The 13,414-nt window shown below is 38.7% G+C and carries 12 protein-coding genes; 6 read left to right on the forward strand and 6 right to left on the reverse strand.

All coding sequences use genetic code 11. The features are described from left to right. The first annotated feature begins 39 nt into the window (after positions 1 to 39). Genes F985_RS22750 through F985_RS22765 form a run of 4 tightly spaced genes read left to right on the forward strand, consistent with a single transcriptional unit; the run spans position 40 to position 3,792 of the window. On the forward strand, positions 40 to 927 hold the full coding sequence (locus F985_RS22750) for a mitochondrial fission ELM1 family protein (RefSeq protein ID WP_004705671.1): 888 nt from the start codon (positions 40 to 42) through the stop codon (positions 925 to 927). A 13-nt stretch (positions 928 to 940) separates the two neighbouring features. Beyond that, entirely contained in the window at positions 941 to 1,750 is an 810-nt protein-coding gene (locus tag F985_RS22755) for a polysaccharide deacetylase family protein (RefSeq protein ID WP_004705672.1), read from the forward strand. Between the two features lie 2 nt (positions 1,751 to 1,752). Beyond that, positions 1,753 to 2,736 (forward strand): glycosyltransferase, encoded by a 984-nt coding sequence (locus F985_RS22760; protein WP_004705673.1) that lies wholly within the window; start codon positions 1,753 to 1,755, stop codon positions 2,734 to 2,736. A gap of 12 nt (positions 2,737 to 2,748) precedes the next feature. After that, entirely contained in the window at positions 2,749 to 3,792 is a 1,044-nt protein-coding gene (locus F985_RS22765) for an ELM1/GtrOC1 family putative glycosyltransferase (RefSeq protein WP_004705674.1), read from the forward strand. Between the two features lie 107 nt (positions 3,793 to 3,899). Here the strand turns inward: F985_RS22765 and F985_RS22770 are convergent, their stop codons facing one another. From F985_RS22770 to F985_RS22790, 5 genes are all read right to left on the reverse strand, one after another. After that, the gene (locus F985_RS22770) at positions 3,900 to 4,919 is read right to left on the reverse strand and encodes a glycosyltransferase family 2 protein (protein WP_004705675.1); all 1,020 of its coding nucleotides are present in this window, start codon (positions 4,917 to 4,919) and stop codon (positions 3,900 to 3,902) included. Positions 4,920 to 4,956: 37 nt separating this feature from the next. Further along, positions 4,957 to 5,895, reverse strand: a complete 939-nt coding sequence (locus F985_RS22775) for a CgeB family protein (RefSeq protein ID WP_004705676.1) — start codon at positions 5,893 to 5,895, stop codon at positions 4,957 to 4,959. Next, on the reverse strand, positions 5,895 to 6,113 hold the full coding sequence (locus tag F985_RS22780) for a hypothetical protein (RefSeq protein WP_004705678.1): 219 nt from the start codon (positions 6,111 to 6,113) through the stop codon (positions 5,895 to 5,897). The genes F985_RS22775 and F985_RS22780 overlap by 1 nt, the downstream gene beginning before the upstream one ends. A gap of 146 nt (positions 6,114 to 6,259) precedes the next feature. Further along, the gene (gene aspS, locus F985_RS22785; protein ID WP_004705679.1) at positions 6,260 to 8,044 is read right to left on the reverse strand and encodes an aspartate--tRNA ligase; all 1,785 of its coding nucleotides are present in this window, start codon (positions 8,042 to 8,044) and stop codon (positions 6,260 to 6,262) included. A gap of 170 nt (positions 8,045 to 8,214) precedes the next feature. Beyond that, on the reverse strand, positions 8,215 to 8,979 hold the full coding sequence (locus F985_RS22790; RefSeq protein ID WP_004705680.1) for a DUF4184 family protein: 765 nt from the start codon (positions 8,977 to 8,979) through the stop codon (positions 8,215 to 8,217). A gap of 125 nt (positions 8,980 to 9,104) precedes the next feature. Between F985_RS22790 and znuD the strand changes: the two genes are divergently transcribed. Together znuD and F985_RS22800 are read left to right on the forward strand one after the other, a co-directional pair. Continuing rightward, entirely contained in the window at positions 9,105 to 11,105 is a 2,001-nt protein-coding gene (znuD, locus tag F985_RS22795) for a zinc piracy TonB-dependent receptor ZnuD (protein ID WP_004705681.1), read from the forward strand. A 74-nt stretch (positions 11,106 to 11,179) separates the two neighbouring features. Then, positions 11,180 to 12,643, forward strand: coding sequence for a phospholipase D family protein (locus F985_RS22800; RefSeq protein ID WP_004705682.1), 1,464 nt, complete (start codon positions 11,180 to 11,182; stop codon positions 12,641 to 12,643). A gap of 273 nt (positions 12,644 to 12,916) precedes the next feature. Here the strand turns inward: F985_RS22800 and F985_RS22805 are convergent, their stop codons facing one another. Beyond that, positions 12,917 to 13,363 (reverse strand): hypothetical protein, encoded by a 447-nt coding sequence (locus F985_RS22805; protein ID WP_004705683.1) that lies wholly within the window; start codon positions 13,361 to 13,363, stop codon positions 12,917 to 12,919. Between the last annotated feature and the right edge of the window lie 51 nt (positions 13,364 to 13,414).

The following is a 13,414-nucleotide window of genomic DNA, read 5'->3' on the forward strand; positions in this document are numbered from 1 at the left end:
TTTAGTTTCGCCTTTTTATTTTTGGGTTAGGGAGCTTTTATGCATATTGTCTATGTCTCTGATGGTAAAGCAGGGCATCGCTCACAGGCTTTGGGTTTATTTCAGGCGATGCAGAGACAACAGGCAAATGCAACTTTTGAAGAAGTCTCTATTAATGACTTGCCTATTTTTTCTCTAATCAAAGCGCTTTTCTCTTCAAAAAATACTTTATTTGAACAAGCACCCGATTTTATATTTGGAGTCGGGAGCCATACGCACTTTCGTGTCTGGTTGCTAGGCAAAATTTTCATAAAGGCCAAGACCGTTATTTTAATGAAGCCGAATTTGCCGATTGCTTGGTTTGACTATGCCGTAATTCCCGAGCACGATGGTATTCCAGCAAATAGCCGCGTTATTGTTACACGTGGTGCACTCAATCCAATTCGTAATGAAAACCGCCATCAAAAAGCCAGAATTTTAATTGCATTGGGTGGTTCATCTAAACGACATCAATGGAACCAAGAAAAAGTATTATTGAGTGTTCAACAAATAGTTGAGCATAATCCAAACTCTGAAATTATTTTAACGACCTCACGTCGTACCCCTGCGAAATTTATCGATATTTTAAGACAGCAAAGCTTCGCCAAGTATTTACAGATATGTCCGGTTGAGCAAACCCCTCAAGGTTGGATTTTTGAAGAAATGCAAAAGGCAGAAGCGGTGTGGGTAACAGAAGATAGTGTTTCTATGATTTATGAGGCACTTACAGCAGGTTGCAGGGTTGGGGTCATAGAAATAGATCGCTTGAAACCAGATCGAATTACTCTATCTATTGATAAAATGATTCAATCTAATTTAATTTCAACGAAGATGTCGATTGCAGAGTTGTCACAACCTCATCCTTTTAAAGAGGCAGAGCGTGTGGCAACATATCTATTAGCAAAATAATGAGTTTGGCACTGTGATTTATATACTGATTTTACTGGTTCTTTTGACTGTGCTATTTAGCTATAAATATGCTTGGTGGAAACCCACAATTAACTGGAATAGGCCACGTGTTTTGATGTACCACATGGTGAGAGATCATATTGATGGTGCCAAATTTAATAAGCTTCGAGTAAAACCAATTGAGTTTGAGAAGCAAATTGCATGGATGAAATCAAAAGGTTTTCATTTCGTAACTATGCAAGAGCTACAGGAAAATTGGGGTAAACATCCTGCTAAAACTGTTGCAATCACTTTTGATGATGGGTATTTGGATAACTTGCAAAATGCTTATCCGGTTTTAGAAAAATATCAGGCAAAAGCTACAATTTATATTGTGGTAGACCGGCATCACCGAGATTGGTCAACTTATAAAAAAGAGCACCACAATAGTGGTGAGTTAATGCGTGAGCCAAAGCTGAATGACTTAGAGGTTAAACAGCTTGTAGAAAGTGGGCTTATTGAAATTGGTTCGCATACATTAACCCATGCCAATTTAAATAAACTGGATGATGAAAGTTGTTTAAAAGAATTAACAGATTCAAAGCAACAGTTAGAGGAGTTAACAGGTCGTACTGTAACAAGTTTTGCTTATCCATTCGGTATTTATTCTGATCGAGATGTCAAATTCGTTAAACAAGCAGGATATCTTAATGCGGTAACCACAAGTGAAGGTATCGATGGTATCCAGCCTGATTTTATGCAGTTGCAGCGTATTAAGGTTAGCGGGAAAGATTCTTTATTTGCAGTCAAGCTGCGTTTAAAACTGGGTAAGCGTGAGGGTTAATCATGAAAATTACGCTTATGATGGCAAGTGATGAGGAAGGTGGCCTAGAAAAGCATGTACTTGAGCTGGTTGCTGGTTTATCACAAGAACATGAAGTTTCTCTAATTGCACATCAGAAATATCAAAGTCAGGTGGAAAGTTCGGTGAACTTTGTTGCTTTTGATATGAGTGGCAGTCGTTATAACCCGTGGACGAAATATCTGCTTAAAAAAACAATATTGGGGACAGAACCACAAGTACTACATGCTCATGCTTCTAAAACGGCTAAACTGTTGCAAGGCATGATTGCAGGTTTTGATTTCCCTTGTGTGGTGACTATTCATGGTGCAAAGAAAAAGATTGATTGTTACTTAGCATTTGATCATATCATTTGTGTGAGTAAGCGACTTGCACAGCTTGTGGGGCAGCCAGAAAAACTCAGTGTGGTCTATAATGGCATTTCTTTGAATATGCCTGCTCAATCATTTGTGAAAAATAGAAAATTTATTGCCATTGGGCGTTTAAATGAAGTGAAAGGTTTCGATCTTTTACTGGCTGCTTGGCGGAACATTTCACACCAATTAACTATTGTTGGTGATGGTGAAGAACGAGAGAAGCTAAAGCAATTGATTCAAGACTACCAATTAGCTGATCGGGTTCACTTATATGGGTATAGTGGCAATATTCACCCTTTGATTACAGACCATGAGGCCTTGATTGTGTCGTCCTTGCGTGAAGGGGGGCCGTATACACTTGCTGAAAGTTTATTGCTTCAACGTCCTGTGTTAGGGACTGATGTCGGAATGATGGCTGAGTTTATTCCTATTGAGTTTCTATGTGAGCCAAATAATATTGAAGCATTGCAACAAGTAATTCAAAACTATTTGGATATGGTAGCCCCTGAGGCAAGTTTTAAACAGGCTTATGCCCTGGCACAAGAACAATTGACTTTTACAAAAATGATTGATCATACGGTCCAAGTTTATCAATCATTGCTTTCACCATAGGATGATGGATTAATGGCACAACAAAAACCTTTTATCCTAGCGTTGACCGATGGTAAAGCAGGCCATGAAACTCAAACTCAAGGAATAGTGCAACTACTGAATCAACAGCAAGAGTATCAGGTCAAATGGGTTCAATTAAATCTACCTAAAAAATGGTTGTATCGTGTTCTGAAGTTACTGATCAAGTTTTCAATAAATACGCAGTGGCTGCGTTATTTTCTTGATACCCAAACCCTAAGAGCATTAGAGCAGAAACAGGTTGCTTATATTGTATCGGCAGGGGGAAACACTCTACTTCCTAATCTATTGCTCAAACAACATTTATACAAAGATCAAAATGTGAAAAATTTGGTCGCGAGTTCGTTACGGGGGATTAGCGCTAACTTGTTTGATGTGGTATTTACCATTCATGAACAACAAGCCTTATCGCCTCATTATTTTTATTATCCAATTGCACCGAATAAAATGAGTGCTTCACCTCTAACACGCGAGCAGGCACGGGAAAATTTGGGTATTCAAAATGCTGAGCAAGCGATTGCAATTTTGATTGGTGCTGACACCAAAACAGTAAAAATTGGTGAAGCCGCGCAATGGGCAACTGTTTTACAGCAGATTCGAAAGCAATATCCAACAGCGAGATTATTAGTTACGACATCGCGTAGAACGTCAGTTAATTTTGAAAAAGAGTTACAAGAGCTTGCTGAACAGTACGATATTTTTCAGGCAAATGACTGGCTAACATGGGTTGCACAAGGGCAAAGTTGTGATATTAAAGACTACATTAAAGCAGCTGATTGGATTTTAGCGAGCCCAGACTCAACTTCGATGGTCGCAGAGGTTATTATGTCAGGAAGCAAATTGCTAGTACTTTATAATGAAGTTGCAGTACAGGATGTAGCTATCAAACAACAATTAAACTCCTTAGCTCAACAGCATTGGTTATATTTATTAAATTTTTTAGATGCTCATCAAATTGTTGAGGCTGTCCAAAAATTAAAAGTACAAGACCATACGAGAGAGATGACTCGAAAATTAAATACTATTTTGGGAAAATAAACTAAGCATTTAGATTTTATTTTTTAATAATCGCCAACTTGATCAGTCAATATATCAAATTCTGGATAAATTTAAAAAATAAAAAAGAGCAGGGAATCTCCTCCTTTTTATTTGGGTTGCTTTAATAATGTTTTATAAGGAGCAACGAAGCAAACTGATAAAATAAGTTGTATAAGTAGTTTTAGAATATAAATAGGTGCAATATAGAAAGGTAAAGTCTCTAGCGCTGTTATGCAGGTTGGCATAATACGATTATAATAACGACGACGAATAGCTAAAGAGGCATTTTTTCTTAATTCTTTTGATAAACATCTTTGGTTAATTTGATAAGCCTTACTCGCTTCTGGATGCGTCTTCGAATAATCTTTTAAGAATTGTGACATACTTTGGCGGAACAAAATCACTTGCCGTCTTACTTCAAAATGATCTTTTTTCTTTTTGGCTTGAGCAATAACACTGGTGTCGTGGTAGCGGAAATAATTTAAACATTCATGCGTAAAGAAGATGTCACCTTGCGATACGATTTTTGCCCAAATTTCCCAATCACCAATAAAGCGTAAACTCGGATTAGCTCCACCTACATCGAAATAAGTCTGTTTTTTAAAAATGACACCACTGGCATTTGGAATGGTGTTTTGAGCATTTAAAAATCTTTCGATATATTCGAGACCATTCATTTCAAAATCATTTTCAAATAATTTTGAATCAACTTGATCAGTAAAATCTTTCCATGAACCTGTGACTTCACCTTGTACATTCATTCGATGAGATTGGCTGTAGGCAAGAACAAGCTTAGGATTTTTTTCAAAATGAGGGACTAATTTTTCTAAGAACTGTAGATCAGCAACATCATCAGACTCTGCAATCCAGATCAGATCGCCTTTTGCCAGATGCATGCCTTTGTTCCATTGGCAAAATGTTGAGCCTGAATTTTGTTCATTAATAATGCAATGTGAAACTCTCGGATGGCTTTTGTATTTCTCTAAAATTTCAGCACTATGATCGGGTGATAGATCATCTAAAAGAATCACTTCAAATTGCGAATAGCTTTGGTTAAGAATGCTCTCAATTCTGTCTTCTAAATATTGGGCATGGTTATAACTTGGAACAATAACACTAACAAACACGTGAGGGTGGCCTATACAAAATTAAAAAAGCTAAAACTTAAGCTTGAAGCAATAAGTCAACGACGGTCTCTAACCTATTTTTATAAGTATGACTCTGTTGAACTTTATACATGGCTGCTTCAGCGCTGATTATTGGATCTTTTAACTTCAATCGCAATTCTTGCGGATTCTCGAATGAAATAATTTCATTTTTGATGTCAAAAGCATAATTGAGATCTTCAACATACTCGCTTACCAAAATACAACCGCAAGCCGGTGCTTCGAAACAACGCATATTCATACCTTGACGAATATTTTTCTTGTTAATGACATTCAAGATGTAACGATGTGTCCTGTAGAGTTCGGCAACTTCGGTCAAAGGAATATTGTGAGGGTGAACAATACTGTTTGTTTTGCTGAGTTTATCCCATCCTTTCCCATAGACAGTGATGGGAAGGGGAATCTGTTCAATGAGCTCTTGTCGATCAGGCGACCATGCGCCTACAAATAAAAGACGATCATCTTTTTGTTCATTGCTAGAAAAGAAGACATCTGGATTATAAGCAAGAGGCAGATAAATGGCATGATTTAGTCCCATTGCTCTCGCATCTTCGATAAAGCTAGAATCAGTAAAGCAATATAAATCAATGACGTCTTTAGATTTTAATAAGCGCTCATCAAAAAAGTCGCCAATCCAATGTGCTTTTTTGCATGGAAAATCAGCTAAAACTTGTAGTAAATGATCATTAAAATAAAAAAGATCGGCAATGAGTATGACATCGGGTTGGAATGCTTGTAACTTCTTTTTGAGTAAATTCGCAGTATAGACATCTTTATTCGGCAAGATTTTTTTGAGGAAACGCTCAGTGGTATTATTATGGTTCAAGGCAAAGCCCTGAATTTCATAATCAGAGCTATGATGGGCAGCCGCAAGAATACTTTCATACCATTGCAATATGCCACCACGTTTACCAATGACGAGTAGCTTTTTTGGCATTACTCTTTATCCGCATTGCCTTTGAGTACCATATAAATCAGGGCAACAAAGATCAGCAATGCCCCAGCCAAACTACTGATGCAGAAATACAAAATACGTTGACTGGTCGTCATGTTGAAGAGTTCATTTGCAAGGATGTAACGCATAAAGAACCATTGTGCAAGTGAGAACACGATAATCACAATTGCGTGTCGACGTACATCAGGGCGCATTGCCATAAAGCTGACCTCTTAATAAAAAGCAGCCTATTATGCCACTGACCTGCCTATTCGCAAAGTATCGCCTTAGGTAAGTTGAATATGTGCTTCATAACACGCAATAAAAAACCCTGCTTAAACAGGGTTTTTTATTTAAAATCTAAAAATTATTTAGATTCTTCAGCTTTTGGCTTTTCACGTAAACGAATGCCCAAGTCACGAAGCTGGTTAGCTTCAACTGGAGCAGGTGCTTGAGTAAGTGGACATTCAGCAGTTTTCGTTTTAGGAAATGCAATAACGTCACGAATAGAAGTCGCGCCAGTCATTAACATTACTAAACGGTCAAGACCAAATGCCAGACCACCGTGAGGAGGAGCACCGTAACGAAGTGCGTTGAGTAAGAAGCTGAATTTCTCTTCCGCTTCTTCATCAGAAATACCAAGCGCTTCAAAAATCGCTTTTTGCATTTCTAGTGTATAAATACGTAGAGAACCACCACCAACTTCAGTACCGTTCAATACCATGTCATAAGCAACTGAAAGTGCTTCACCTGGATTGTTCTTCACTTCTTCTACGCTTGATTTTGGTAGAGTGAATGGATGGTGAACAGAAGTCCATTTGCCATCGTCAGTTTCTTCAAACATTGGGAAGTCAACAACCCAAAGTGGAGCCCACTCACAAGTTGCAAGATTCAAGTCGTGACCAATCTTGACACGAAGAGCACCCATTGCATCATTTACAACTTTAGCTTTATCAGCACCGAAGAATACGATATCGCCATCTTGAGCACCAACACGTTCCAACAATTCAAGTACGATTGGTTCAATGAATTTCACGATTGGAGATTGAAGACCTTCAATTCCTTTAGCGAGCTCATTAACTTTGATGTAAGCCAAACCTTTTGCGCCATAGATGCCAACGAATTTGGTGTATTCATCAATTGCGCTACGTGGCAATGAAGCTGCACCAGGAACGCGTAAAGCAACAATACGACCTTTAGGATCTTTTGCAGGTCCAGCAAATACTTTGAACTCTACTTCTTGCATTAAGTCTGCAACGTCAACGAGTTTCAACGGAATACGCATATCAGGTTTATCTGATGCATAGTCACGCATTGCATCTGCGTAAGTCATACGTTGGAATTTATCGAATTTAACGCCAAGAAGTTCATCGAACATCTTCACAGTAAGGACTTCCATTAAGTCCATGATCTCATCGTCACTCATGAACGATGTTTCAACGTCGATTTGAGTAAATTCTGGCTGACGGTCAGCACGCAAGTCTTCATCACGGAAACATTTCGCGATTTGGTAGTAACGATCAATACCACCTACCATCAACAATTGTTTGAATAATTGTGGTGATTGTGGAAGTGCATAGAAACTACCATTTTGTACACGACTTGGTACTAAGTAGTCACGTGCACCTTCAGGGGTTGCACGTGTCAAAATAGGTGTTTCAACGTCTAAGAAACCATTATCTTCGAAATAGTTGCGAATAAGGTTGGTCAATTTAGAACGGAAGCGTAAACGATCCAACATTTCAGGACGACGAATATCCAAGAAACGATATTTCAAACGAATTTCTTCAGAAATATTGGTATTTTCATCATTTAAAGGGAATGGAGGTGTTTCTGAAGTGGCAAGAACTTCGATGTCTTTACCCAAAACTTCAATTTGACCACTCACCATGTTGGCATTTTCAGTACCTTCATAACGGCGACGAACACGACCTGTAATTTTTAATACATATTCAGAACGTGCTTTATCTGCTGTTGCAAATGCTTCTGGAGTATCTGGGTCAATAACCACTTGAACGAGACCATCACGGTCACGCATATCAAGGAAAATAACACCGCCATGGTCACGGCGACGGTGTACCCAACCGCATAATGTAACGGTTTGGTCGATTTGGGCTTCAGTTAAAGAGCCGCAGTAATGAGTTCGCATCATGATGAAGATTATCCAAACTATATTGGCTGAAAAGACGGATGCGTAAACCGCGCACCGTCAAAAAAGTAAGTTTTCGATTATGCCCTTTTGAGTGGCATGCGACAAGAACTAGATCAAAAAACAGCTATAATTTAGCTAAAAATGAGCAATTTGGCAGCAAGTTTACCTATTCATCCCATTCTTTGTTGTCTATCTAAAAACAAGAATAATAAGCATCCTAAACTAAAAGTACTTAACCAACCTTGCATGAACTCATTGATAGATCGACCTGTGAAATAATAGGTGTCGGTGTGCCAGACTTCATGAGGAATGTAACGGGCATAATCCCAAAGAGAAAATAAGCCTAAAAGTGTAGATAAAGTAAACAGGAACCAAGCAAAAATTTTAATTTTACGGCTTATTTTCCAGTGCTGTTTATATTTGTGATAGTAATGAATACTCATCCAGCCTAAAAAAGGTAGTGCCAGTGCAGAAGAACCGAGCTGAAGAAGGCGATGCAAAGGATACGGGCGGCCAAAGAAGTGAACCGTTTGGGATAAAAAATCTTGGAAGATAAACGTTCTAAAGTCAGAATGGGTGAGCCCATCCCAAATGAGATGAGTGGCAATACCGATAATGAGCGCGAATACAACTCCAATAAAAAAGTATATAAAATGTTTAATAGAGTGTAATTTCAAATCATGTTGAATGCCAAAAAAACGGTAAACCGCAGGCCTATATAAAACATACCAAACTGCACAAAAGACAAGACCTAATGCAAGGTTGGGATAAATTAGACCTTTCCATTGGTGCGTTAGCATGCTGGATTGAACTGTAAATAAGCGATAAAGATCAGGTGTCATACTGCCAATCGCTAAGGCGGCAATAGGTAGATTATTTCTGCTTAATTTGGCAATTGGTGGTGCAATAACAGCATGAGAGATTGTAAAAGGCATTGGAAACGGACGCTTCTCACATCATCAAAAACAACGAGTCTAACGAAACATACCTTGGGTTAATGTTTTTTATTGCAAAACGTTTGTAATGTTATAATATAACAAAAAAATACGGGTCATTCATTATGCAGCTCAAAACACAGCTTTTTGTTCTTTCATTATTATCATTTTCCATTCAGCAAGTGATGGCAGCGGATGATACAAATACTAAGGATGAGAAACCTGCCGAATTGGCAACAATTAAGGTTAAGGCAGAACCGGTTAACAACACGTCTTTGGCGGAAGGGGCAACAAGTATTGGTAATGCCTTAAATGGTCAGGCTGGAGTTTATTCGGCTCAATATACAGGTGGGGTGAGTCGACCAGTCATTCGTGGTCAAGATGGTACACGCGTCAAAATTGTACAAAATGGTGGCGATGTAATGGATGTTTCATCTGTATCGCCAGACCATGCTGTTACTGTCGATCCAAACTCTGCCCAAGATATTCAGATATTAAATGGTGCTGAAGCCTTACTATATGGTGCAGGTTCAGTTGGGGGACTGGTAAATGTTGTTGATGAAAAAATTCCAACAGCTATGCCAGATAAGGGTTACCAAGGTAAAGCCGGTGTTCGCTATAACTCGGGTAGTGACGAGTTGCTTTATTCGGGGCAAACAACAGTTGGTTTAGGCGACCATGTTGCGCTACGTGTTGGTGGTTTAAAGCGCGATGCGAATGACTATATCTTGCCTAAAGATTTGCAAACAGACGAGCGTCGTCAAGATAGCACTTTTGCCGATTCTAAAAATTATAACGCTGGACTGTCTTGGATTGGAGACCGCGGCTTTATCGGTGCATCATTTAGTCAACGTCATGATCAATATGGCATTCCTGCTGAGAATGAGCTTTTTGGTTCATGTGAGCGTGATGGCTTGCATCTTGTGTGTGGTTCAGATGATCCAACCGATCATGGGCATGATCACGAACATGATGCTTCATGGATTAATCTCAAAGAAAAGCGTTATGACTTAAAAGGTGAGTTAAAAGATCCATTTGCAGGTTTTGCTAAAGTTGCAGCGCAAGCAAGCTATACAGATTATCAGCATGAAGAAATGCATGGTAGTGAGGTAGGAACAACTTTTAAAAGCAAAGGTGTAGACAGCCGAGTTACATTAGAAAATAATGCTTGGGCTGGTTGGACAGGGCAGATTGGCGCGCAATATACCCAACAAAAACTAAATATTGTTGGTGATGAGTCGATTATGGACCCAAGTAAAACCCAACGTTATAGTGTATTTGGTTTGCAACAAAAACAAATCAATAACGTCAATCTTGCAGTTTCTTCACGTGTTGACCACCAAACTATCGACATTGAGTCAGATCAAAAGAATTACACGGGTACTGGATATTCGGTTGCTGGTACTGCAAGCTGGGAATTTGTTCCACAATACAAATTGTCCTTCACAACGTCACATCAAGAGCGATTACCATTTGCCCAAGAGTTGTATTCAGATGGTGTACATATGGCGACCAATACCTATGAGTTGGGTAATGATGACTTGAAGAAAGAACGCTCAAATAATGTTGAGTTGGGTTTGCACTTTGATAATGACCTTTTGAAATACAATGTAAGCGTTTTCCACAACCGTTTTGATAATTTTATTTATGCCAATACCTTAGATGAGTTCCAAGGATTCCGCCTCATTGAATATAGTCAAGATGCAGCAAAATTTTATGGTGTCGATGCTGACCTAAGCTATCAAATTTCGCCTGTATATAATTTAGGATTATTTGGTGACTATGTCCGTGGCAAAATTGATAATGAAAATGCACCGCGTATTCCTGGTGGACGTTTAGGGACTAAAGTCAAAGCCGATTTTGGTGATGGTTGGGATGGTTCTGCCGAGTATTATCATGTATTTAAACAAGATGATATTGCGAATTATGAAACCAAAGGTCAGAGCTATAACATGTTGAACTTGGGTGTTGGATATAATGGTAAATATAGCAATATTGGCGATTATCGAGTGTTCTTGAATGCCAATAACTTGTTAGATAGTAAAATTTATCAGCATGAGTCTTTCCTCGCAAATGTTCCACAAGTCGGACGTAATTTTACTGTAGGTGTAAACTTTAGTTTCTAAGGCCTAACACGAAACTAAACTTGAAAAATCAAGCCAAAAGACCTAATTTGAAATGATCAAGTTAGGTCTTTTTTATGCGTATTTTTCAGCGAATTCATCAAAAAATAAATTGGTCAGGGCGTCGTTATATGGCGGTATTACTTTGCGTTGTTGCTATTGCATATGTTGCATCGGCAATTTACCACACAGTAAAACCATTACCACAGGGCATTAACTTTAGTGGCAAGCTTAGACATGCCGATGTCAAATTTTTAGCAGATAAAACCTATCTGGATGCCAATGGTCAACAGAAACTTGATCAGCATATTTTCGATGAAATCTTGAAAATGATTGATGAGGCAAAGACTACTATTGTGGTCGATATGTTCTTATTCAATTCAGAGGTGGGGGATTCAAAAATAAAGCAAAGACCATTGATGCAAGAGTTAACCGATGCATTAGTGAGTAAGAAAAGACAAAACCGTCAAATTCAAATTGTACTAATTACTGACCCCATTAACTCGGTTTATGGTGGTTTAGGCCCTGAGCATTATCGTCAGTTACGTCAAGCTGGGGTTGATGTTATCGAAACGAATCTGATCCCTTTACGTGCATCTAATCCACTTTGGTCAGGGGTTTGGTATATCTGTTGTCAGAGTGTTGGAAATAACCCTGAAAAGGGCTGGTTACCTAACCCATTTGGTAATGAAAAAATTACGTTACGAAGTTATCTGAACTTATTCAATTTTAAAGCCAATCATCGTAAAACATTAGTTGTTGATACCGATGCTGGCTGGAAATCATTGGTTACGTCAGCAAATCCACACGATGGTAGTTCTAGACACTCTAATGTTGCGTTGGTTGTAACAGGAGCCACGGCTTCTGATGTTCTCCAAACAGAGGCTGCTGTTGCACAAATGTCTGGAAGTAGTTCACCCTCACTGATTTTAGGTGACTTTGAAAAAGATATAACCAAGCCTCAAGTTCAAGTGTTAACGGAAGGTGCGATCTATGAATCTGTGCTGAAATTAATTAACTCGGCTAAACCGAAAGAGCATATTGATTTAAGTATGTTTTATTTGTCTGAACGTAAGATTATTCAAGCTCTAAAAAATGCTCAAGCACGAGGTGTGATTGTTCGTGTTTTACTTGATCCAAATAAAGATGCATTTGGAAGACAAAAGAATGGTATTCCAAACCGTCAGGTTGCTTCAGAGTTACATGCTGCAGGCATTCCAATCCGTTGGTGTGACACGCATGGTGAGCAGAACCATAGCAAAATGATTGTGAAATATAACAACCAGCAAGCTGAGTTGATTGTAGGTTCTGCCAATTTCACTGCTCGTAATTTAAAAAATTACAACCTTGAAACGGATATGTTGGTTATAGGCAAAGCTCAAGATCAAGTTTTTAAAGATGCTCAGGATTACTTCAATACTTCATGGTCAAACTTGCAGGGGAAACAGATGAGTGTCGATTACGCGAAGTATGCCGACGAGTCTAAAGTGAAATATTGGATTTATCGCTTTATGGAATGGTCAGGGTTATCGACTTTCTAATTCTATTTTTTATATAAACGTTGAAGTGATATGTTCACTACGGAGTCTTGCTTAGTTTGGTTCTATACTTGGAACTTATTCGTTGCCGTGATTTTGTACAGAATTGGCAAGGTGATTGGCGACATGGATGTCGCCGTTCCACTGTGTTGCAGGGAAGCAACATCAGTGGAACAAAGGTTTTTTGTCACTTTTGACCTTTCAAAAGTGAGGCATTAGCCTATACAAAACATATTAGAACATCACTGTAAGTAAAGGCTGTGCCATAAGTCCGATTTAAGGCGCTGGAGGAATCAATTGATCTAAAGCCTTATCATCTAACTTTTCTATTTCACTCAAATCAGTCTTAATTTTCCATTGAGATTCATCATCTACCGGATTTGGTAAACGCGCCTCAAGCCAATCACAAACCACGTCAGGATTAAACTCAGGGTGATTACACTGAATAATCCACGATAAAAAATCTTTGGCTTCACCATTCATATAAGGTGGTGGTGAAACAGGAAAGAATAATGTTGGTAGACGTTCATTCGTCGATAGATAATTTAAAACATGGCCGAGTTCTTGTACGGTTTGCCATGCAAGCGGGTGTTCTACATCAATACTGAACTTAAACCACCAAGCGTGTTCGCCATCTGCTCCATGAGCCATAATACGGGCTTCTTGTACACTTGGAACTTTGCAGAAAAATTGATGAAGACGTTCAAAACTGATTTCAGACACAGCAATTGACCTAGCTTGGAAAATGCTAATGGTAGCATAGATACAGATTCT

Origin of the sequence: Acinetobacter seifertii, from assembly GCF_000368065.1 — a bacterium.
In the GTDB taxonomy this organism is placed as follows: Bacteria; Pseudomonadota; Gammaproteobacteria; order Pseudomonadales; family Moraxellaceae; genus Acinetobacter; species Acinetobacter seifertii.